The sequence below is a fragment of the Bradyrhizobium sp. 187 genome, from assembly GCF_023101005.1.
GTDB lineage: Bacteria > Pseudomonadota > Alphaproteobacteria > Rhizobiales > Xanthobacteraceae > Bradyrhizobium > Bradyrhizobium canariense_D.
Genome location: NZ_CP064693.1, coordinates 5,442,542 through 5,463,910, shown reverse-complemented (window position 1 = coordinate 5,463,910; position 21,369 = coordinate 5,442,542). Strand labels below are relative to the sequence as shown.

The following is a 21,369-nucleotide window of genomic DNA, read 5'->3' as shown; positions in this document are numbered from 1 at the left end:
GGGTCGGGTGGTCTGCCGGCAACCGCATTCATGCTAACCACGCGCTGATCGGAACGATGTCGACAGCGTGATTTCGCTGGCACCGAACTTGAATCGATTGCCGCCAGGACCGCCGTCGCCGCGGTCCCAAGAGATGGAAAGCCCGCCGAGATGGCTGCTGGTACCGCCGTTCATAATGGTTCGCTCGGCGAAGAGATCGTGCGAAGGATCAACGAGCTCGCGGCGATCTCGGAAGAAGGCGACAAGCTCACCCGCATCTATCTGACCGGCGAGCTGCGCAAGGCCGCGGACCTCATCCTGAGCTGGATGCGCGACGCCGGCATGAGCGCGCGTCTCGACGCGATCGGCAATGTCTGCGGGCGCTACGAAGGGGAGCGGCCGGGCGCGCCCTGCCTGATGCTCGGCTCGCACTACGACACCGTGCGCGATGCCGGCAAATGGGACGGGCCGTTGGGCGTGATCACGGCGATCGCCTGCGTCGCCGATCTCAACCGCCGCGGCAAGCGCCTGCCGTTCGCGATCGAAATCGTCGGTTTTGCGGATGAGGAAGGGGTGCGCTTTGCCTCGACCCTGCTCGGCAGCCGCGCCGTGGCCGGCACTTTTGACGAAAGCGTCCTCAACACACGCGACAGCGATGACGTCGCGATGCGCGATGCGCTGGTGCAGTTCGGGCTCGACCCCGATCATATCGGGGCGGCCGCGCGGGCCCGGCCCGAGCTGCTTGCCTATCTCGAGCTGCACATCGAGCAGGGGCCGGTGCTGGAAACGCAAAACCTGCCCGTCGGAGTTGTCACTGCGATCGCGGGCGCGACACGGCTTGCCGCGCGGCTGACCGGCATGGCGGGGCACGCGGGCACGGTGCCGATGGCGCTCCGGCGCGATGCGTTGGCGGGCGCGGCCGAATGCATCGGTGCGATCGAGCAGTTTTGCCGCACCGACGAGGGTGGGCTGGTCGGCACCGTCGGCTACATCCAGGCGAGGCCCGGCGCAACAAACGTCATTCCGGGCGAGGTGTCGTTCACCATCGATATGCGGGCGCCGACCGACATGCACCGCAAGCGCGCGGTCGCCGATGTCGTGAGGCAGATCGAGGCCATCGCAAAGCGCCGCCAATTGACACTTCAGCTCGACGTCACCCACGAGAACCGCACCGCGCCCTGCGCGCCCTGGCTCAAGGAGCAGATCGCGCAGGCGATCAAAGCGGAAGGTTTTTCCGTGTTCGAGCTGCCGAGCGGGGCGGGGCATGACGGCATGGCCATGATCGACATTGCCGACGTCGGCATGATCTTCGTTCGCTGCCGCGGCGGAATCAGCCATCACCCCGACGAGCATGTCGAGCTCGCCGATGCCGACGCCGGCGCGCGAGTGTTGCTGGGGCTGATCGAGAATTTTCGGCCGCGGCAAGGGTAAATCGGCTCCTCACGTCACTGGCTAGAGATAAGAATCAGACAGGTCTAGCGTCGTAACGGCGTCCCGCCGGACCACGAGACAACATTCGACGGCGCGTATGAACAGCGGCATCTCTTTTCCATCCCATGGCGAAAACCGATTTTACCAGGGTATGGCGGCGACCTTCGTTGCCAGCGCGCTTCAGGCGGTGAACTTTCTCGGTGATCGATTCCTGAGGAAGTCGCATCATCCGTTCACGGCTATCGGGGACCTTTACCGGCACTCGATGGACAGTGCTTTTGCGGTATCTGAGTCCTTTCTCGTTACGGGCGCGCCGCACGCTTCTGCGTACTATCCGCGCGACTTTGCCTGGTTCTATCCCGACATCCTCGACCCCGACACCATCATGGATTCGCTGGATGCGGTTCGCCGGGCTCGTCTGCTCGAAAAGAGCGTCCGCCTGCTGCTGGAAGCGGTTCGCGCCAACGTCGTCACGACGACGATCGTCCCGGCGGCGCGCGCCCGGTATCTCGGCGTGAACTATTTCTCGCGCCCTTCGGATACGCTGCTCGGCATTCTGGCCGGCCTGCGGCAGATGATCTCTGCCGAGGAGAGAGCGTCGTCCTATCTGGCGATGTCGCAATGCGTGCATGCCGGTCGCCTGCTGCTGGCCGAATATTGCGGTGATCTGAAGCGCGCGATCCTCCAGCTCGCAAGCGAGCTCGAGCCGTTCAATGATGATGGCTCTACGTATTTTCTGTGCGATGCCAGTGCTCCGCGCTCTGCGGCAACCGACACGCGCGCCGAGCGCAGGCGTTTCGTCACCAATGCCTGCGTCTACACGACCTTCGTGTGGGGCGTGCGGCTCGGGATTATCGACGAGAACGAGCTGAAGCGGCGGGTCGGACGCGACCTGGCGCAGTACAAGAGGGACCTGCTCCGCCTGTTCGGCAAGGGTGGCTATATCAGGCATTCCCTGGATGGCCCCCCAGGCTCGCCGGTGTCCTCGGTCGCGCTGGATTTCGTCAGTGTGCATCGCGGCTTCTGGGATATGAACGAGCCGGCCGAGCGCGCGCTGTTCGCAGCCACGGCGGATCTGATCATTGCGGAGCCGCGCTTTCGCATCCCCAGCACATTCCACTTCCTGGTGTCCGCGGATAATCCGCGGAACAAGATGATCCACAAGATCGCGGCTCCCGCCTATCAGGGACGTTCCTCCTGGCCGACGTTCAACGTCGAATTCGCGGATCGCATGCTGGACTATGATGAATTCTCGTGCAGCGATACCTACCGTTCCTGCGCCCAGGGAATTCTGAAGGACATTCGCACCGCAACCGAAGTCCACAGCGGCTATCAGGAACTGATCTCGGAGCGGGGCCTGAAGTATCGCACCTGGGCCTACAAGGGTGCCGTGGCCCACTCCTGGTTTCCGCGTTTCCTCTCTGTCTGGAGGAGGGCGCATGGAACGCCGCTCCTCCAGTGGAATGACTGAACGGCGGTCGTTACCCCGCCGTCACGTCCACAAGCTCGCCACCGTCGAGGACCTTGGCCGCCTTGGCGCGGTCGAGATCGCCTTCCCAGGCGGCCACCACCACGGTCGCAACGCAATTTCCGGTGAGGTTGCCGACCGCGCGAGCCATGCCGATGAACCAGTCGACCGACAAGACCAGCACGAGGCCGATCGCAGGGATGCTGGGCACCGCGTTCAGCGTCGCCGCCAGAATCACGATCGCGGAGCCCGGTACGCCATGCGCGCCCTTCGAGGTGATCAGGGAGACGCCGAGCACCAGCAGGAGGTCGCCGAAGGACAGCGGCGTGTTGGTCGCCTGCGCGATAAAGACGACCGCAAGCGTCAGGTAGATCGAGAACGCGTCGAGGTTGAAGGAATATCCGGTCGGAATCACAAGGCCGACGACGGAGTCCTTCACGCCCATCCGCTCCAGCTTCTTCATGATCTGCGGCAGCACGGCGTCGGACGAGGCGGTCGCGAGCACGATCGTCAACTCCTCGCGCAGGTAGGCGAGGAATTTGAGGATGTTGATGCCGGCAAGCGCCATGACGCCGCCGAGCACGCCCAGCACGAAGATGCCGACCGAGACGTAGAACAGCGCAACCAGTGAGACGAGCTGCTTGAGCGAGCCGACGCCGTATTTGCCGACGGTGTAGGCGACTGCGCCGAGCACGCCAAGTGGAGCAACGCGGACGATAAGCCCCATGACACGGAACAGCACGGTCGAGGCGGCATCGATCATCGATGTCACGAGCTTGCCCTTCTCGCCGCCGACCAGTGCGAGGCCTACGCCGAACAGCACGGCGAAAAACAGCACCTGGAGCACGTCGTTGCGCGACAACGCGTCGAACGAGGTGCTCGGGATCACGTTGAGGAGGAAGGAGCCGATGCCGCCGCCCTGAAGCTTGTGGGCGTTGTCGGCATAGGTATTGAGCGCCTTGGCGTCCAGCGTCGAGGGGTCGATGTTCATGCCATGACCGGGGCCGAAAGTGTAGGCCAGGATGAGACCTACCACGAGCGCGACTGTGGTCATCACCTCGAAATAGACCAGCGCTTTGACGCCGACCCGTCCGACCTTCTTGAGGTCGCCCGCGCCGGCAATGCCGTGCACGACGACGCAGAACACGATCGGCGCCACGATCATCGAAATCAGCTTCAGGAAGGCGTCGCTCAGAATCTTGAGCGAGATGGCAAAATCCGGCGCGGCCACCCCGAGAATGATGCCGAGGATCAGCGCGGCCAGGACCTGGACGAACAGCGACGTGTAGAGCGGCTTTGGCTCGGCGGCCGGGGCCGCGGCAATGGTCGACATGGTGACTCCCCCGTTTTGACGACGTCTCGATCGTCGAAAGGAGCAACTAGCGTGCCAGATTGTCGCGGTTTTCGCTGAGGAGGAGGTCTATTCGGTCGTTTTTGCGGTGCGACCGGGCATCCGCATCGGCACCGGGAAACCGTTCCAGGTGCCGTCGGTCACGTGGACAGCCGATTTTGCGGTCCTACAGTCACGTCCTGCGCGCGGGTGGCCGCGTCACGCCGCGAGATCCAGCAGCCGACACGATCCGCGTACCAGCACCTTGCGTCCATTCGGCGTCATGACCGGCACGCCGTCGCAGACGACGACAAGACCGAGCTTGACGAGGCTCTCGATGAGATAGGCCTTGGAAAGCCGACCGTTCGACACCGGGTTGCGAAGCGCCTTCAGAACCTCCCATTGGTCTGGCGAAAGATCGAAGTCGATGTCGTTGCTCATGTTGCCTCAAGCCGTAGTGCCGTTCGTGCGCCTCTGTTAGAGGCGCTGCATGAAGACCGTGCGACGACAATGAGTCGGGAGTTCGGTGAGGCGTTTAGAACTTCTCTTCACAAATTGCTGCACGCCATTGCGCCACAAGAGTTAAGACCGCTCGATCACGAAGACCGTCCGGAGCCTCGATCACATATTGATGATGTGGGCTTGACGTTGGTGCGCGAACTACCGCACTGCACGGGAAGCGCTGCTGTCCCATTCCGTGTCGCAATATGCACAGAAAGCATGAGACGAAGGGTCGGATTCTGTTACGCTGATTCGCGGGGAATGGCTTCACATGGCAGGAGTGGAGTGCATGAACAGACTGGTCGAAATTCGCAGTCAGGAATCCCTGTGCCGGGAGCGCGCCGCGCTTGATTTGCAGCGCCGGGTTTTCTGGCTTGCGCAAGCTCAAGAATGGGAGCAACGCGCGCTTGACGAGATCGCCTATCATTTCCGGGAGTGCAATGTGGCTCAGACGGAGCTGGGGCGAAACTGACGTCGGCTGTGGGTAAGGCCTACTGATAAGTCGCCACAATATCGGACACCGCGCGCTCGAGCTGCTGCGCGGTGGCGCACTGGCGCACCACGCTGCAGAAGGTCGCATAGCGCGGCATCTCGGAATCGCCAAAGCCCCAGGCGAGACGTCCTTCGGGATTGAGCCACACCAGTCGCTTCGAGCGCTCAGAGATGCGGCGCAGGATGTCGGCGCGCGGATCGAGATTGTTGCTGCGGGCATCGCCCAGCATGATCACCGTGGTCTGCGGCGTCAGCGCGCTCATGAACTCCTTCTCGAAATCGGCCAGCGACGAGCCGTAGTCGGAGGAGCCGAAGCCGACCTTGGACATGATCTCGGCCATCGCCTCTTCCGGCGGTTTCGATTCCAGGATGTCGCTGACTTCGATCAGATGCGAGGAGAAGGCAAAGGAATGGACGTCGTCGACCACCTCGTGCAGCGAGTGGATCAGGAGCAGGAAGAAATCCGAGACCTGCGCCACCGAGCCCGAGACGTCGCAGAGCGCCACGATCTTCGGCCGATCGCGATGCTTGCGCTTCCAGGCCGTGAGAAAGGGGATGCCGCCCCAGGCGGCATTGCGGCGCAGCGTGCGGCGGACGTCGAGATGACCGCGCCGTTGGCGCTTGCGTGGTTTCGAATAGCGCTCGCGCAGGCGACGTGCGATCTGGCGGATGAGAGCGCGCATCTCCGCGACATGGCGGCGCTCGATGCGGGCAAGCGGCGCGTTGCGCAGAATCTCGTTGCGGAGGTTTTCAGCTTCCTCGCGGGCATAGAGCGCAAGCCCCTGCGCGACGGTGTCGCGGACGGCTTCGCGCAAGGCATCGAGCGCGGCGCGAAGCCGCTCGGCCAGTGCCGGATTGCTCGCGGTCAGCTCGTCGAGATCGTCGCGCAGCCGCTGGAGCCCCATGGCGTCAAGGATGCGGCTGGAGAAGATGCCGCGCTGGGTGGAGTAGCGGATGTCGGATAGGGAGGCCGCGCCTGAGGCGCTGGCGATCGCGGCGGTGATCGCGTTGCGATCCTGCAACAGCAGCATCTGCGCGAGGGGCCCCAATTCTGCGGGAGGCGAACCGGCGCTCGCATCGCTGGCCGCGCCCGACGACGGAGATTGATCCGCGTCCTCCGAAACATCGTTGCTGTCGGCTTCAGGCTGTTCCTGCCGCGGCTCCGGCTGGCTGAAGAACAGATCGAAACAGTCTCCGAGCGCGAGCTTTTCGTCCTGCGACTTGGCGAGCGTCAGAAGGAGCGCATCGCGCAGGATGGTCCTGTCGGAGACGCCGACCTGCGCGACCGCGCGCATCGCATCGATGCTTTCGGCCGGCGAGACATGGACGCCGGCGCCCCGTGCCGCACGGAAGAAACGATGAATATTCTCGCGCATCGGCGTCAACCGAAGACGTTGGATCGTGCTGCCTTGGCAATGAAGGTCGTAATCTGAGGCTGAGCCGCCTCGATGTCGGCCTCGTATTTCAGGAGCACGTTGAGCGTGTCCTTGACGATCTCGGTGTCGAGTTCCGAGGCCTGCAAGAGCACCAGCACGCGTGCCCAGTCGATGGTCTCGCTGACCGAAGGCAGCTTCTTCAGGTCGAGCGAGCGGATTTCGTGGATGAAGCCGACCATCTGCCGCCGCAGCGTCTGCGAAATGTTGGGGACGCGGCTCTCGACGATGCGCTCCTCGAGCCGCTGCTCGGGGAAGCCGATGTGCAGATGCAGGCAGCGCCGCTTCAGGGCATCGCCGAGATCGCGCTCGCTGTTGGAGGTGAGGATCACCGTTGGCGGCGTGATCGCGGAGACGGTGCCGAGTTCGGGGATCGTGACCTGGAAATCGGAGAGAATTTCCAGCAGCAGCGACTCGAATTCCGCATCCGACTTGTCGATCTCGTCGATCAGGAGCACGCAGCCGCCCGGCTGCTCCAGCGCTTGCAGGAGCGGCCGCGGCTCGACGAACTCCTTGGAGAAGAACACGTCGCCGAAATCGTGGAGCTGATGAAGTGCAGCGTGCAAAGTCTGCGCGCCGCCGAGGACTTCCCCGAGCTTGTCCTTGAGGATCTGCGTGTAGAGAAGCTGCTTGGCGTATTTCCATTCATAGAGCGCCTTGGCCTCGTCGAGGCCTTCGTAGCACTGAAGGCGGATCATCTTCAGGCCGCGCCAGGCCGCGATCGCCTTGGCAAGCTCGGTCTTGCCGACGCCCGCGGGTCCTTCGACCAGGATCGGCTTCTCGATCTGTTGCGACAAATAGACGGCGGTCGCGATCTGCCGGCTCGCGATGTAGCCTTGAGCGGCGAGGCCGCTCTCCACTGCCTCGATCGCTGTCGAGGGCTTCTGTTCAGCCACGAAAAGGCGCTCCCAAAGGTCTTGATTGAGGCTTGTTCTGCCTGCGTTCACGGCAAAGAACAAGCCTCGTTTGGGAGAGGCCAGACCCGCGCGAATGGGCGTTTTTTCCGCTCAACGCAAATAGTCGGGCGGCCAACCGGCCGCGGGATCAGTGCCGCAGCAACTCCGGCTTACGGATCGTCTGTCTGACCTCGGCGCCGCAATCGGCGCATTCATAGACGAAGTCGATCTTGGCAAGACTCCAATGCGGTTCGACCTCGCGCACATACATTGGAAGGAACCCCATGCAAGCAGGGCAAATCACAGGCGCGATCTCGATATCCTGATGATGCTGTACATAAGCTGGCATCTCGGCTCTCCTTCGCAGACGACCTCCAAACCCGCGCGAAGGCTACTGCCGGCCGGCGAAAGGCCGACATCAACTCTTTCGAACAGAGGCGGAACGGCGGAGGTTTGTCGTTCGCTGTGACATTCTTGTTACGTCTCTGTACTGTGACGGGTGGAGCAAATACCTATTTCAAAGCCCGATCCGATATTCGGACTTCGACCTCAACGATAAGGGAGCAACGCCCATGACGCATGCCATTCGCTTTCATAAGACTGGTGGTCCGGAAGTGCTGGTCTGGGAAGAAGTCAGTGTCGGCAAGCCCGGACCAGGCGAGGCACGAATCCGCCATACCGCCGTCGGTCTCAACTTCGTCGACATCTACAATCGTTCGGGCCTTTACCCGGTGCAACTGCCGAGTGGGCTTGGTAGCGAGGCTGCTGGCGTCGTCGAGGAGGTCGGGCCTGGCGTCACCGATCTGAAGCCCGGCGATCGCGTCGCCTACGGCGCCTCGCCGCTCGGGGCCTATTCCGAGGCGCGGCTGATCGCGGCCGACCGACTGCTGAAGCTGCCGGACGGTGTCGACGACAAGACCGCAGCGGCGATGATGCTGAAGGGGCTCACAACGCAATATCTGATCCGGCAGACCTATCGGGTGAAGGCCGGCGACACCATCCTGCTGCATGCGGCCGCCGGCGGCGTCGGCCTGATTCTCTCCCAGTGGGCCAAGCATCTCGGCGCAACCGTGATCGGCACCGTCAGCAACGACGAGAAGGCCAAGCTCGCCAAGGAGCATGGCTGCGACCATGTCATCATCTATAGCCGCGAGGATTTCGTGAAGCGGGTGGACGAGATCACCGGCGGCAAGAAGGTGCCGGTGGTCTATGACTCCGTCGGCAAGGATACGTTCTTGAAGTCGCTCGACTGCCTCGCGCCGCTCGGCGTCGCCGCGCTGTTCGGTGCGTCCTCCGGCGCCGTCGAGCCGCTCAATCTCGGTCTGCTGGCGCAGAAGGGCTCGCTCTACGTCACCCGGCCGACGCTGTTCACCTACGCCGCCAAGCGTGAGAGCCTGGTCGCGATGGCGGGCGAGCTGTTCGATGTCGTCAAGTCCGGCGCGGTCAAGATCGAGGTGCGCCAGACCTATCCACTGAAGGACGCCGCCAAGGCGCATGCCGATCTCGCCGCGCGCAAGACCACGGGATCGACCGTCCTCACGGTGTGATCTCCGACCGGGCTGTGGCGCAGGCTGGCAGAGCGTTTCGAGCGAACTGGATTCCGGTTCGCGTAGAGAAAACGCGTCAAAATAAGAAATCCAGAGCCCGTTCCGATTCGATCGGACCGGAAAAGGTCGGCCCTCGGCCTGCGTTATGTCCGCTCGTGCTTACGCAGATCGCGGGCGTGATCGAGGCGGAGAGCCTGGAGGTCGACTTCTTCGGGCGGGATCCGGGGCAGGGCAGCCTCAGCGAGGATCGCCTCGGTCACGTCTTCGACCGAATTCTCCGCGATTTCCTGGATGAACGAGATATTCCGATATTCCCCTGAGGCAACGCGGGAAATGACCTCGCGCCTGGTGATTTCAGGGTCGACCACTGCCTCGCGGCCGCGGCGCCCATAGTCGATCATCACGACGAAATACTGCATGAAACGATCCTGCCGTGCCCATGGTCGGGCACGGCAGAGTATTTCCGAAAAACGGAATAAAGTCAAGATGAATTTCGTAGAAACAGAAATTGCAGCCTACTTGCTCCTCTTGCGCGGGCGCGCCGACTTGGCGCGCAGCCGCTCCAGCTGCCCCTTGGGCATGGACAGGCAGATCTCGCCGACCCACTCCAGTTTCACGCCGACGATCTGCTTGGCATTGAAGCTGCTGAGATTGACGACGGAGGGGGATTTGCCTCGTTCGATGGTCTTCAGATAGCGCTCGCCGGTCTTGAGGCGGACCACGGCCTCCTCGCCGTAGAAGCTCGACAGCGGATGGCGCTGGTCCTTGTAGACTACGATTACGTCGCCGCTCTCGTATTTGGGCAGCATCGAATCGCCCACGATCTCGAATGCGATGGTCTCCTCCATGATCGGAAAGGGCAGCGCGATGTCGCCAAGGCCTTCGGGGGGAACCTGCTCATAATCCGGCTCGATCACGGCACCGGCCCCGACGCGGCCCATGATCGGCGCGAGATTGAGCTCGAGATATTCCATGATCGGAATGATTTCCGAAGCCTTCACCAGCCGTTCACCGCCGAGGATCTCCGAGACCGCGCCGGGGCGTACGCCCATGGCAGCCGCCAGGCCGCCCTTGCTCTTGCCTGTCTTTTCCAGGCCCCGTTCGATCATTGCAGCATCCAACATGGTGATTCCCTCGATTGTCCATCGTCCGTCTCTTGTAATCCGAAATTCGGAATTGATGCAATTATGAATATCAGAATTATTGCTTGACTCTGACTTCGGAATACCGGAATGTAGGCTCCGCCTCGCGGTCGTGCGATCGGAGGAGGCGCATCACAGGACAGCATCATGGAACCGGCTCATTGGCCGTCGGAGCACTCCGACGCGCTTCGCGACTATTTTCTCAAGGGAATGTCTTATGCGGAGATCGGAAGACAGATTAACGCAAGGTTTGGAACGGCTTACACGCGCAACGCGGTGGTCGGCCGCGCCAAGCGGCTCGGGCTGATCGTGCAGGTGCGGACGACGAGCCCGTCGATCGTGCCGGTGCTGCCGTCTGGAGCCTGTCTTATCCTCCCGCACCGTCCCGCGTTACTGAACCTGCCGCCGAAATCTGCGATGAAGCCTGCCGCGCAGGTCAAATTGCGCTGCGTCGGCGTCCAGCCGCGCCTGGTCCCATTGGTCGAACTCGCTGCCGAGGACTGTCGCTATCCCTATGGCGGCGACAAGGACGGGGAGGAGATTACCTTCTGCGGCCATCCAAGTGAGCCGGGCTCGAGCTATTGCACGCCGCATGCGCGCCTGACGCGCCGCGCCGGAGCTGGATCCGCCCGCGTCTCCGGCCCCGTCGTGCTGAGGCTGGTCTCTGCCGCCTGACCTGACGACCGCCCGTTCAATCGTCAATTTCGCAAGGAGTATCCGAGTGGCACGTGTCCGACGCAACAGGTCCTTTAAATTGGCGAATGTCTACGACCGACGCTCACGTGAGATACCGTTCAATGCGGAGGTGGCGGAAGTCGAGGTGGACAATCCGCTCGCGCTCGATCCCGGCGAGAAGATCATGGCCGTGCGGTCGATCCGCAGCGATCCGCTCGGCCGGCTGCATGCGCACCATCAGATCGACGAGGCGCAGTATCGGGGCGGGCGCGCCTTCCAGGACGATTGGGAGAGGGCCGAGCGAGGCCCTCAGGCAATGGACCCGACTCGCGAATATGTCGATGGCGCGCGTACGCGCGAGCCGGTCACCGAGAGCCAACGCCAGGCGGTGCTGCGGCTGAACCGGATCGAGCGCGAACTCGGCACAGACGGCGCTGCGCTAGTGCACGACGTGTTGGTGCTGGGCCTGACCATGGACGAGATCGGCCAGGGTCGCGCCGTCCGTACGCAGCGCTGGATCGACTATTTTGCCCGACGTTTCCGTGAATGCCTGGACCGGCTGGCACTGATCTATGGCTTTGCGACGGAAACGGGGAGACTGCGTGCAGGGCAACGAAGATGACAACGCGCCCGCGACCACGGTCGTGGGCGCGCCGGTCCGCTGCTTAGGGATGCGGTAGGATCTGGTAGGTCGTGGCATAGGGCTCGACCCGCAGCGAGGCGTTGGCCAAAAGCCCGATTCTGGCGGTCGGCGCTTGCTGCAATTCGCCGTTCGGACCGCGATGCACGTTGTATTGCCAGACGGTGAGATCGCCCTTCTGTGCCAGAGCATGTGCAACGGCGCTCGCATCATTGCCGCCGAGGGCCTGAAGCTCCTCCGTCGACAATCCGACGACGATTTCATCCTTGATGGTGACGATCTTGAACAGGTTCATCCTGGTCTCCTGCGCCCACGCGCTTTGTGTCGAGAAGGTGAGAAGCGCGACTGCGGCGCCCTTGATGAGATCGCAGCGAGAAAGCATGCCGTCGTCCTTTGGTGCTGGGGCGCCCGAATCGATCAATGCATCGGCCACGGCGCCCGTGATCTGCGTGACTGTTACGCCACCGCTTTGTCGTTTGCTCCTCGAAAACAGTTCACGGCCGGAAACAAATGGGGCCCGATGAATCCTGATGCGAAGAGGCGGGTCCAAGTCCAAGAGCTCGAGGGGACGGGTTTGGATGAAATCCAAACATCATAGTTTGTCTCTTGGTCAGAAGGCTGCGCTGTGGCTGCCGATCCATAGCGCGAGATCGACGCCTATTTCGTCGACGATACAACCGCCGACGCCAGATTCAACAATTACGTGTATACGCTGAAGAAGCACTGGTTCGCGTCCACCAACGTCCATTCACATCCGAAACAACACGAAACGCAGCGTCGATTGACGGCAATCGAGCCTGTATGCCTGATCGATGCCGCTTCTTGACGCAGGTGGGTGACGGCCGGCCCTATTCCTGTTATCCGGAATTGCCGTGGTGCGATGCAGACGAAGCATCGCTGCGCCAACCGTTGGGCTTGCCGGACGGGTTGTTTCTTGACATAGTTACAACCTGTTCAGGTGCGCGCTTGCACATGTAGCTCGGCGTGCGAACACACCGGGCTTCCCCCCGGCCGCAGGCGCGCCGTCGCCATAGCATCCGGTTATGGCATCCGGTTATGGCATCCGGTTATGGCGTTGGGTTCTTAGTTGGGACCTCGATGTTGGATCACGAAGTCCGATGCTTGTCATAGGTGCGAGATGAAGAACCTCAATTTCGCAGCTGAGCTGCACCTCAAGCTCGGCGCGCCTGCAAGCGGCACCGTCGAAAGCCTGCGCCTGCTCCGCGCCTTTCTGAAGCTCGCGCCCCGGCAGCGTTTCGAGGTCATCAAGCTCGTCGAGGACCTCGCCACCGAAGAAACCCTCCCCGAACACCCCCTGTCCTGAGCCGGCCTGCGCGCCGGCTTTACGCCTTGCCCTTCGTTTTCCTGTCACAGCCGGCCGCCGGGCGACGTCTTCCCCGGGGCTGGACGCTGGCAGGCGATCCGGCAAGTGTGGTATTCAGTTCTGAAAACGGGAGGAGTGCGACCATGATCGAACCGAAGCTCGAAGTTCCGGCCGAACTGCGCGACCTGGCCGAGAAGACGATTGACCAGGCGGAAAAGGCATTCGGCATGTTTTTCGAAGCCGCCACCAAGTCGATGACCACCGTTCCGGGCGCGGGGGCGGACGTGTCGAAGCAGGCGCTCGCTTTCACCGAGCAGAACATGAAGTCGGCGTTCGAGCATGCTCGCAAGCTCGTCCATGCGACCGACCTTCAGGAGGCGATGCGAATCCAATCGGATTTCCTGCGCAGCCAGTTCACCAGTGCCGGAGACCACATGCGCCAGATGACCGGCAGTCTCATGCAACCGAGTAAGGACAAGTCCTGATTCTCGGTGTGTTCACGCCGCGTCCACAGATTGGACTTGTCCGGCGTGAATATCGCCACTGGTGCCGGTCCATGATGGCCGTCGAATGGACCTCATTCGCCGCCCATCATGCTTTCTGCTGATCCCTGTCGGTTCTCAGGCAGGGATTTGCATATGTCGCAGGTACCTTGAGCGATCGGCCGCTCTGCTAACGCAGCGCTGCGATGTAGGCCGCGATGTCGCCGGCTTCAGTCCGGCTCAAGGGGAAATTCGGCATCTTCGGGTGCGGGTCTAGCAGGAAAAAAGCGCGTCTTTCTGAACTGAAGTCGGGCCTGCGCGCAACGGACGCGAAGGAGGGAACGCCGGCGCTCGCCTGGATCTGGCCGTTCGCCACGACATGGCGGCTGGCGCACCAGCGCTTCGCAAGCTCGGCGCCATGATCTGCATCGGCGCTAGAAAAAGATAGGCCGGCAACAAGCGCAGCCTTGAAGCAGGGCGGCCCCGGGGTGTCTAGGAGCCCGGGGCCATAACCTCAGCTTCCGGTGGGTCCAATAGTTCGGCCACGCGGTCCAAGCGGGAATCAGCGGAGCACATTTGGCGAAAAGTTTTGCATCTGCAGCCTGCTGCATTTCTATGCGGTGAACGCCCTTCGGATGATGCGGGGAGTTCGATCCCGCAACATGGGCAGTGTGATCGCAGCCCAGCGACAATTGTTGTGTCTATTCCTGGCGTGTGTGGGCGATGACGTCTATGATGCAACTGGACAGATTAGTCGACCAGAACAGCGCTGACGAACATCGTGTACGGTGCTTTTGACAAATAGAAGCCGTTCTAATTTTACCTAGGGCGCTCATTGTGCGGCGCCCGCCGGTGGGGAGGCTTAGCGGCTAAGCGCTACAATACCAGTATTCGTATTCCCCAAATTCTGCACGGCCTTGTTCATCGTAGGATCGTTGACGTAGCCGCTGGCGGGGATAGAAGAGCCATTGTTCTCATTCCTAGCGCGATTGCCCAGCCGATTTCCCGTAGTTTGATGGTTGAGAGCGTTGCTCGCGTTAGGTCCGGGCGAACCACCCGTACCGCTCGCGGTGCCACTGCTCGACATCGAGCCGGCCGTCGTGCTGCCTGAGCCTGTTCCTCCTCCAGAAGCTCCACCTGAACCACCTCCGCCAGCTTGCGCCAGGGCCGAGGTGTATGGTCAAAACGCGACCGCTATCCTGTTCGTTCAGGCGGCGCAAAATGATCTTCGTTCGACTGACGCTTCAACGTGGCTTGCAGCCCTTGATGGATATTTGGCCACGTTCCAGGATGCAATTAAGTCCTCACGCAAAATCGTGCAGCTCAAAATCAGCACGCACAATCCTGCTAACGAAAGTATCTTCAATGTTAATCGGGCCATCGCCGGCGGGCTCTGCGCCGCTTCCCAGCGAAGGAAGGTGCGACTTCGTCCTAGATTACGCTGCCGATCCAACCGGGGGCCCTGTTCCGCTGCCGCAAACCGAGCTTTATACCCTGACGGCACGCACCCTTCGCAGGGCGGACAAAGCAATATGGAGGCAAATTACTTTCGACCTCTTTCCTCTCTTGATCCATCGTAGAATTCGTCCTGTTCGCTAGACCGGCAGGATGTAAGATTATGTCCGGGCGGCGCTGGGCGAACGGGCTCAAGTGTGCTGGTGGAACTTTATAGCCCCTTGATCTTTGCGTTAGGCGCCGAAGTGAATAGGCAGACGATGCTCCGCTGGCTTAGCTCAGATCGTCGAAAGATCAAAAGCGATCGAAAGCAGCTTGAAGGCAGGGCTCGCCGCCTGCTGCAGAGTTACCTGACGGCCAATGAGTGGCAAAAGCGCCAATACTATCAGGCAATCGCCGGCGCGGCTTCTGCATGTCAGCCTGGTATTGATGATCCGAGCTTAAGTAACGAGAAGCTTGCTGAATTAACCGCTCAGGCCGCGACAAAAGTCGTCCAAGTACGTAATCGGAAAGCAAAAGATGCGCACGATCATTCAGCTGTACTGATCACGGATGCATACGCAACGGTTGCAATCGCCTATCGACGAGCGGCTTCAGCCTACACTGCTGACAAGGAAATGGAGCAGCTGGGCACCGCCGCAGTACACCTGGTCACGATAGCGAATTCATTTATGAATGCTGAATAGGACCGACAACGACAGAAATGTGACTGCGGCTTCGGCAAACCAGCCTCGCTTCTCGCTCAGGCGTATACCTTGCGCAAACCCTTTCTCCTAAGCTGCCCGTAAGACGTTATTTGTACCGTCGTCACCAACAAGAAAAGGCGGGCGGCATGTCGATTGCATTTCGAATTTTTGTTCTCCTGTTCTGTGCTTACGCCGGTTGGGAGACCGCGAGCATCCAATTCGGCGATTTGCGAGAGCCTCAGCAGCAAGGGCGTTCTCCAACCGGATAAGCAAGGAATGAACAAAACAACCCTTCACCTGGAACGTCCGCAACCAAGCCAAGTTCGGCGTGCTGACCTCGCGCCGGCTATCGGTTATGCGATGCTCGTCGATGGTCGTTTCAAGACCGAATTTCTTGATCAGGACGCCGCGACTAACGCGGCCCTTGAATTGTCGGCCAAGTATCCGAAGCTGAAGATCGAGATCTACGATGCAGCATCGAAGTCACGAACGCCGGCGAAATAGCCGCTGCGCCGCAGCATGCGTGATAACCATGTCTTCTGTTTTAATCTACCTTTAGCTTTTTGCTAACAATCGAGGTCTCAAGGTCGTCGCCAAACGGAGGCGGCCTGTGCCTTTGATGAAGTATTTCGGATTCGTCGGCAGCGCTCTCGTCCTGTTGCTGATCGCTATCGGCTGGTGCTTGCCGCAGCAGGCGATGGGCCCCGGTAACAGCGACGTAGAGCGACCGTCCATCAAGATCAGCTCAGCCGAGAGGGCGCCTGAACGGGTCATAATCGATACCAGCTTGCCGACCATTGTGGCTCCGTCGAACATCAGTCCTTCTACATCAATGACGTCGGTGCAATCTGCTCGGCCTCTGCAGAGCGCATTCTCCGAACTTGACGTCGCCCGGAAGCCGGTCACTCCGAAATAAGGCGGCGAGGTCTTGAAGCCGAAGCATACGGCAAAAGGCGAATCCGCGAAAAAAGTCTCTCACCGTCGAGCAGCGAAACCGTTGAATATTATTCCCGCACCCGCAACGGGAGCGCAAGCTGCGGCGCCTGATACGAGAATGTCGTTACTGGAAACACTCAAGGAGCGGCTAGGGCAGACGTTTTTCAAGCTGAACTGATGACGGTGTCCAACGATAGGAGCCTACGAGCGCCATTCACGCCGGAGGCGCACTCGGCTCGATTGGACCGACCCAATAAATAGTCTCTGAAGATGGCATCCGACGGCGGCAAATCGGCCTCCTGCGTCACCGGGGCGGCTGGAGCAAGCCCGCACAAAACGGCTTTAGTCCGAAAGTCGAATAGCGCCACGTCATCGGGCTCGCGGAAGCAGCAAAACCCCGCCCGCGTAAGCCCGCTTATTTGGAAGGGCGCCCTGTCGTAGAGCGGCTGAGATAGACGTCGCGATGGGCGATCGGCGGGCACATAGACGGCGAGGGATGCATTACGCTTACTGCGATACTACGATTCGTGGAAAGACGGTCCGGGTCGGGCGCTTGGGTTTAGGGCGGTGGCCGCTTTAGGTCGTCGGCAAGCCGTTGCGGATTCAGCAGAATGCGCTAGGCCGGTTCTCCGTCCTGCTCACAATGGTGAGACCGTTTACGCGGGCAGCCCTGCCTAAGGCAGCCTCTGACCGCAGGAACAGTGGAGGGAAGGTAACCTCGGCCGCAGGTCTCGGCCTGAGGTCGCTTTTTGCGAGCCGCAACCGTCGACCCTGATTCACATAGTGAAATGCAGATGCGGGTCAGAATGCGGCAACGTCCACGTGCCGCGACCTTGACGCTGGCAGGTTTCTCCGACCTGCTCCCTCCCAGGCGCCGCCGGCTCTTGAAGTTGCGCCCGACGGACGGCGCCCGCCCCTCCGGACTGTGGTTGAGCCGTCCCGGACCTGGCGATGGATCTCTCCATCGCAGGCGCGCCCTGCGCAAGTATCGTGGCACTGGGCCACATCCGGCCAATCCCTCGGCCGTCTTGATTGCCGCCGGCGTCTCTCCGAAATCGTACCGGCCCGCAAAGGCCGCGCCGGGCTGGTGGATCTCGTCCCGCTCACGCTCGGGCATTGTCAGCTCCTCAATCGTTCTCAGTCCACGCGTGCGACATTGACGAAGCGAGCGCTTGTCCGTCGTGCCAGGCGGAATACACAGTCGGGCTAGTGAGGCGCACAACTAAAAATATCTCGGCGCTTACGAAAATAGGAACGAGGTCTGCACTTTCACATTCCTTCCGAAGTGCAATCGGGAGCCTCAGCATGGCAACGCAGATCGTCATGGATCACAGCGGCGACAGCCGCTACTTCTTCGACAACTCCAGCGGTGATGCTCTGGCGGAGGCGGAGAGACGTTTTCTGGAATTCACCGGGAAAGGATACACTGCAGCGGTGCGGAGTAGCCCGGAGGAGGTAACCAGGATCACCACGTTTGATCCGACCGCCGAAGAGACATTGTTTTTTCCGCGGCTCGTCGGTGGGTGATGGCCAGGTGAAGAGGAACTTAGCTCGGGTCAGTCGGTGGCCCCTTCGTAGCCTCTGTATTGGGAAGCTCTATGAAGCATCCAAGGACGAGAAAACGATTCACGCTCGTGCGCTACGCCTCCTTCGTTCTTGGCTTTCGCCTCAGCAGAGGGCGGACTTTGACAGGAAGGGATATTTCGACGTCGTGGGATGCGACACTGGGAAGCGGTACCGAATCCGGCGCGGCACGTCCGCCAACGTCAACGAGATAGACGAATACGGGCGGCTCGGAACGGGGCGCTGCTTCGTCCCGTTAGGTGGCTTGGCTCAGGGCGACGTCATGCTTGCCCAGAAAATAGCTCTTGAAACCGACGAGAACCGCGCGTTGAGCATCGCCAACAGCTTTCCGGGACCGCTAGGCTGGCGCCTCCCCAGGCGTCGCCCCGCAGAGGCTAGGAGCTCGGGGGTACGCCTGTCCCCGGGCTAGAATTCGAGCCACGGTGCTTCTCATGCGGCGACGCCACAGCGGTCTCGCTGATTGCAACCACAACATTGGTGGTTGACGACTGTTGGATCATCTCGCGTACCACCGCTGGCATCCATTGCCTTATTGATTCGGAGTGTAGCCCTGACCGATTGGCTCTTCAAATCGGCAATACGGGAAAGATCTTCGTCGTGTGTTGAGTATGCCGCTATTAGGCCTGACCGATAACCCGAGGACTGGGGCGTTCGAACGGGAGCTATCTTGTCTCAAAGAATGCAGTTCTGCACCTCGTTTGCTTGAACGCAGCCCTGGATGAAAAGGGGCCGAAGAGCCGAAGGGCTGCGGGGAGGGCTAGAACAGTCCGCCGCCTTCGGGTTGAATTCTCCCTCGAGTGACGCTGCCCGGACGCGCGGGAAAGCTCGACACAAAGGTGGCGCGACGTGAAAGCCTTCAGGCTCGATGGAATTCCACCGCCCGCTGTTTCAGAGAAACTCTGGCCGCGAAGCCTGCCTGCAGCCACGCCATGGCCTGCGTGTGCCCCGCTTTGCGCGAACCTCATTTTCCCACCAGGCACTGAACTTGTAAGCTGACGGCGGTAACGGCCTCCCGAGAATTTCCTCGATGTCCGAGAACGTGAGCCGAATAGTGTGCGTCCTTGTGCGACCCAGCTCCCTCGATAGCGCATCGTAAACGGACATGACGCTCGGCTCGTCACGTCGGTCTGTCATCGCCGCTCGCGGGGATGTTGAAGCCCCGGGCGGCAACTTCTAGCTCGAGCTCAGTGATCCGTTCGAAGATGCGAGCAGTAATAGCCTCGGAATCTTCAGCGCTTATTGATCGAACGCCTGTTAGAGATAGCTCGTCCCTGAGAACCTTCGCCACAAGCAATTGGATTGCCATTGGATTAAATCCTAAAAAGACGATCCAACCGCAACCGACGGGCGAACGCAAGTGGTTAGGTGGTGCTGCCGTGCTTCGGCTAGTTGTCTCGGCCCGGAATTCTGAGCTGCGCAGCTGCTCGCACAAACTTTTCTGCCGCAGCATTAACAGCAAACCCGTGTGCCTCATCGGGTGTCCTACCCTGCGTGGTCTGTAGGCGATTAGCCGTCTCGCTTTGCTTGAGCACGAGTCGTTAGCTTATCCAGCTTCGAGTGCTCCTCGCTCAGACGTCTTTCGACATACTGCCGTTCGAACTCCGTCAGAGTGGTTTGCAATAAGAGGTGGTAGCGTTGAATATTGTTGCGATGTGCCCGGACCAAATCGTCGTCAATCATCGTCGTCGGCTTTCCGGGAGTGAAACGGACAAAACAATTCATCATCAAGCGGGATGGGCAGGCGACCGAGCAAGAGCAGGCCGGAGCATCTCCGCCGCTCTCTCCATGGTAGTAAGCTTTTCTTTCCCAATCTGTGAACTATTTCACACGGCCTTGCGATCGTCGCCTAGGTGGCAGCAGACACAGTGCAGTGGTTTAACGGGCGTCGGTCGGCTTCATCCAGCCCGATGACCGCGGTATGGATGCCTAGCACAGTGGGCGGCTCATCGAGCTTGGCTGAAGGCCGCAAGGTTTCTTATGGAGTCCAAGTCCATCAAAAGCGCAGGAAAAGAGCTGCCAAGTCTATGCGTCGGAAGGCTGCGGCGACAATGGCATGGCGGTTTGATCACTGCATTTTATGCCCGAGGTCTCTCAGCCGCGTGCGAAGAAAGTCGCTGGCATGGTCGTATTGCGCGTTGCCGTTCGTGATTTGGCGGACGCGTGGATCCATTAAGCGACCAACGGTTTCGGAGCCGAGCAACTCAACTCTGTCCGACCACTGCCGTAGCAACGTATCGGGTATATCGTCCGCAGATCCAAACATCCGCAAAAGGGAATGTCCGGCTTCGGGCTTGTGGTCGTGATGAGTCTTCGCCGCATAGAAAGCGAATAGTCCGCGGAAGGCATCACGGGAAACGCCAGGTTTTCCCATCGCAATATCCCTGAAAAAATCACGTTCTCAATGGACGCAAGTTTGACGCCTCCGTTCGGGAAAAGCTAGAAAACCAAAACCCTGTGCCCACGTTTTTCGAAGAGTTTGCGGTTGGACGCTGAGTGGAATGCCAGCCCGTCAATGATCGTAACCAATTTTGACGAAGGCCAGGTTGGACCTTTGAGGCGCCCTCTGGCTCTTGTTGCTCCCCAGCCGCGCCATTGGCTGAAGCGCGAGCCGGCGGAGGGGCCAGCGTGTAGAAGCCAGCATAGAAGTTGCGCCGACCGCGCGGCTTGCACTAAGCTCATTCGATTGTACGAATTGTTTTTGTGGAGTAGCGTCATGTCGAGTGCGATTGAGTTGATTGTGGACGGCTACGCAAGACTTAAAGACCGCCAGTCGCTTGAAGAGCTGAAGATGCACCGCCGGCGCCTTGCCGGAGACCTGAAAGCCTGGGTGGGCTTTGACTGCAGGTTGTCGATCGCGCAGATCGAACAGGACATCGCGGCAATAGAGGCGGGACTGGAGACGTTGTCGGGACCGGTCGGCGGCTAAGCTAAGGAGCCAGCCCGACGGCGGCGTGCGCGCAAGGAGGCAAGTGCTGCGATCTTTCGTCATGGCTGCCCTCATTGAGGTTTGGCCGTGCTCGTTTGCGCTGTGCCTGCCGTCGGAGGAGATTGTCGCTAAGCTTCGCGCCGCAGGCTACTCGCAGATCCAGGAGGTGCCGGCCGGAAAGATCAAGACTTACAAGGCCGTCAAAGAAGGTCCCGCGCGCTCGGTGGTCATCGACAGGACCGGCCACATCGCAGACGTGGGAGATAGCTAGACGGGCAGACGAAGCCAGACGTCTTTACTGGATAGCGTGCCGGTTGGCGTCGCATCTCCATATCGACGACGCGAAACGAGCCATGACTTTCGTAAACGTAGCGAAGGTGCCAGACCGGGCCGAGTTCCGGCGAGATGGCGAAGTCGTCTAAGGCAGACGCGACGTACCGAA

General features: G+C 60.7%; 24 protein-coding genes and 1 pseudogene. 14 read left to right on the top strand and 11 right to left on the bottom strand.

Going from position 1 to position 21,369, the window contains the following annotated elements:
* The first annotated feature begins 150 nt into the window (after window positions 1–150).
* Both IVB19_RS26440 and IVB19_RS26435 read left to right on the top strand, forming a co-directional pair.
* The gene (locus IVB19_RS26440; RefSeq protein ID WP_247411596.1) at window positions 151–1,410 is read left to right on the top strand and encodes an allantoate amidohydrolase; all 1,260 of its coding nucleotides are present in this window, start codon (window positions 151–153) and stop codon (window positions 1,408–1,410) included.
* A 97-nt stretch (window positions 1,411–1,507) separates the two neighbouring features.
* Window positions 1,508–2,881, top strand: coding sequence for a hypothetical protein (locus IVB19_RS26435; RefSeq protein ID WP_247820091.1), 1,374 nt, complete (start codon window positions 1,508–1,510; stop codon window positions 2,879–2,881).
* A gap of 10 nt (window positions 2,882–2,891) precedes the next feature.
* Here the strand turns inward: IVB19_RS26435 and IVB19_RS26430 are convergent, their stop codons facing one another.
* Both IVB19_RS26430 and IVB19_RS26425 read right to left on the bottom strand, forming a co-directional pair.
* Window positions 2,892–4,211, bottom strand: a complete 1,320-nt coding sequence (locus IVB19_RS26430; RefSeq protein WP_018456682.1) for a dicarboxylate/amino acid:cation symporter — start codon at window positions 4,209–4,211, stop codon at window positions 2,892–2,894.
* A gap of 216 nt (window positions 4,212–4,427) precedes the next feature.
* Window positions 4,428–4,649, bottom strand: coding sequence for a hypothetical protein (locus IVB19_RS26425; protein WP_247290522.1), 222 nt, complete (start codon window positions 4,647–4,649; stop codon window positions 4,428–4,430).
* Between the two features lie 349 nt (window positions 4,650–4,998).
* Between IVB19_RS26425 and IVB19_RS26420 the strand changes: the two genes are divergently transcribed.
* The gene (locus IVB19_RS26420) at window positions 4,999–5,181 is read left to right on the top strand and encodes a hypothetical protein (RefSeq protein WP_247820090.1); all 183 of its coding nucleotides are present in this window, start codon (window positions 4,999–5,001) and stop codon (window positions 5,179–5,181) included.
* A 19-nt stretch (window positions 5,182–5,200) separates the two neighbouring features.
* Here IVB19_RS26420 and IVB19_RS26415 read toward each other — a convergent pair whose 3' ends face one another.
* The 3 genes from IVB19_RS26415 to IVB19_RS26405 form a co-directional block, all read right to left on the bottom strand.
* Window positions 5,201–6,577 carry a vWA domain-containing protein gene (locus IVB19_RS26415; RefSeq protein ID WP_247411601.1) on the bottom strand — a complete coding sequence of 459 codons (1,377 nt, stop codon included), beginning with the start codon at window positions 6,575–6,577 and terminating at the stop codon, window positions 5,201–5,203.
* A 5-nt stretch (window positions 6,578–6,582) separates the two neighbouring features.
* Window positions 6,583–7,530: an AAA family ATPase gene (locus IVB19_RS26410; protein WP_085395396.1), complete on the bottom strand. Its 948-nt coding sequence runs from the start codon at window positions 7,528–7,530 to the stop codon at window positions 6,583–6,585.
* 148 nt (window positions 7,531–7,678) lie between these two features.
* The gene (locus IVB19_RS26405; protein WP_007612817.1) at window positions 7,679–7,879 is read right to left on the bottom strand and encodes a hypothetical protein; all 201 of its coding nucleotides are present in this window, start codon (window positions 7,877–7,879) and stop codon (window positions 7,679–7,681) included.
* 223 nt (window positions 7,880–8,102) lie between these two features.
* On the opposite strand from IVB19_RS26405, the gene IVB19_RS26400 reads away from it, so the two are divergent.
* Window positions 8,103–9,077 (top strand): quinone oxidoreductase family protein, encoded by a 975-nt coding sequence (locus IVB19_RS26400; RefSeq protein WP_018456675.1) that lies wholly within the window; start codon window positions 8,103–8,105, stop codon window positions 9,075–9,077.
* A 143-nt stretch (window positions 9,078–9,220) separates the two neighbouring features.
* On the opposite strand, the gene IVB19_RS26395 is transcribed toward IVB19_RS26400, so the two are convergent.
* Entirely contained in the window at window positions 9,221–9,496 is a 276-nt protein-coding gene (locus IVB19_RS26395; protein WP_247411603.1) for a hypothetical protein, read from the bottom strand.
* A gap of 96 nt (window positions 9,497–9,592) precedes the next feature.
* Window positions 9,593–10,201 carry a S24 family peptidase gene (locus IVB19_RS26390; protein ID WP_007612810.1) on the bottom strand — a complete coding sequence of 203 codons (609 nt, stop codon included), beginning with the start codon at window positions 10,199–10,201 and terminating at the stop codon, window positions 9,593–9,595.
* Between the two features lie 165 nt (window positions 10,202–10,366).
* Here IVB19_RS26390 and IVB19_RS26385 point away from each other — a divergent pair, with 165 nt between their 5' ends.
* The gene (locus IVB19_RS26385) at window positions 10,367–10,894 is read left to right on the top strand and encodes a GcrA family cell cycle regulator (RefSeq protein ID WP_247411605.1); all 528 of its coding nucleotides are present in this window, start codon (window positions 10,367–10,369) and stop codon (window positions 10,892–10,894) included.
* A 46-nt stretch (window positions 10,895–10,940) separates the two neighbouring features.
* Entirely contained in the window at window positions 10,941–11,516 is a 576-nt protein-coding gene (locus IVB19_RS26380) for a hypothetical protein (protein WP_247820089.1), read from the top strand.
* A gap of 43 nt (window positions 11,517–11,559) precedes the next feature.
* Here the strand turns inward: IVB19_RS26380 and IVB19_RS26375 are convergent, their stop codons facing one another.
* Window positions 11,560–11,916: a hypothetical protein gene (locus IVB19_RS26375; RefSeq protein ID WP_026233220.1), complete on the bottom strand. Its 357-nt coding sequence runs from the start codon at window positions 11,914–11,916 to the stop codon at window positions 11,560–11,562.
* A 756-nt stretch (window positions 11,917–12,672) separates the two neighbouring features.
* Here IVB19_RS26375 and IVB19_RS26370 point away from each other — a divergent pair.
* Window positions 12,673–12,858 carry a hypothetical protein gene (locus IVB19_RS26370; RefSeq protein ID WP_007612798.1) on the top strand — a complete coding sequence of 62 codons (186 nt, stop codon included), beginning with the start codon at window positions 12,673–12,675 and terminating at the stop codon, window positions 12,856–12,858.
* A gap of 143 nt (window positions 12,859–13,001) precedes the next feature.
* Window positions 13,002–13,343, top strand: coding sequence for a phasin (locus IVB19_RS26365; protein ID WP_247820088.1), 342 nt, complete (start codon window positions 13,002–13,004; stop codon window positions 13,341–13,343).
* Between the two features lie 187 nt (window positions 13,344–13,530).
* Here the strand turns inward: IVB19_RS26365 and IVB19_RS26360 are convergent.
* A pseudogene (locus IVB19_RS26360) lies at window positions 13,531–13,779 on the bottom strand (cytochrome c); the annotation flags it as partial.
* A gap of 1,213 nt (window positions 13,780–14,992) precedes the next feature.
* On the opposite strand from IVB19_RS26360, the gene IVB19_RS26355 reads away from it, so the two are divergent.
* From IVB19_RS26355 to IVB19_RS26340, 4 genes are all read left to right on the top strand, one after another.
* Complete coding sequence (locus IVB19_RS26355) at window positions 14,993–15,481, top strand: hypothetical protein (RefSeq protein ID WP_247367704.1); 489 nt, start codon at window positions 14,993–14,995, stop codon at window positions 15,479–15,481.
* A gap of 276 nt (window positions 15,482–15,757) precedes the next feature.
* Window positions 15,758–15,985 carry a hypothetical protein gene (locus IVB19_RS26350; protein WP_026233969.1) on the top strand — a complete coding sequence of 76 codons (228 nt, stop codon included), beginning with the start codon at window positions 15,758–15,760 and terminating at the stop codon, window positions 15,983–15,985.
* A 1,737-nt stretch (window positions 15,986–17,722) separates the two neighbouring features.
* Window positions 17,723–17,944, top strand: a complete 222-nt coding sequence (locus IVB19_RS26345; protein ID WP_018460208.1) for a hypothetical protein — start codon at window positions 17,723–17,725, stop codon at window positions 17,942–17,944.
* A 7-nt stretch (window positions 17,945–17,951) separates the two neighbouring features.
* Window positions 17,952–18,410, top strand: a complete 459-nt coding sequence (locus IVB19_RS26340) for a hypothetical protein (protein ID WP_524536691.1) — start codon at window positions 17,952–17,954, stop codon at window positions 18,408–18,410.
* Window positions 18,411–18,889: 479 nt separating this feature from the next.
* On the opposite strand, the gene IVB19_RS40760 is transcribed toward IVB19_RS26340, so the two are convergent.
* Both IVB19_RS40760 and IVB19_RS26335 read right to left on the bottom strand, forming a co-directional pair.
* Complete coding sequence (locus IVB19_RS40760) at window positions 18,890–19,105, bottom strand: DUF7662 domain-containing protein (protein ID WP_524536690.1); 216 nt, start codon at window positions 19,103–19,105, stop codon at window positions 18,890–18,892.
* Window positions 19,106–20,066: 961 nt separating this feature from the next.
* Window positions 20,067–20,372: a hypothetical protein gene (locus tag IVB19_RS26335; protein ID WP_247567560.1), complete on the bottom strand. Its 306-nt coding sequence runs from the start codon at window positions 20,370–20,372 to the stop codon at window positions 20,067–20,069.
* 342 nt (window positions 20,373–20,714) lie between these two features.
* Here IVB19_RS26335 and IVB19_RS26330 point away from each other — a divergent pair, with 342 nt between their 5' ends.
* Together IVB19_RS26330 and IVB19_RS26325 are read left to right on the top strand one after the other, a co-directional pair.
* On the top strand, window positions 20,715–20,927 hold the full coding sequence (locus tag IVB19_RS26330; RefSeq protein ID WP_247489108.1) for a hypothetical protein: 213 nt from the start codon (window positions 20,715–20,717) through the stop codon (window positions 20,925–20,927).
* A 61-nt stretch (window positions 20,928–20,988) separates the two neighbouring features.
* The gene (locus IVB19_RS26325; protein ID WP_247489110.1) at window positions 20,989–21,198 is read left to right on the top strand and encodes a hypothetical protein; all 210 of its coding nucleotides are present in this window, start codon (window positions 20,989–20,991) and stop codon (window positions 21,196–21,198) included.
* Window positions 21,199–21,369: the final 171 nt, after the last annotated feature.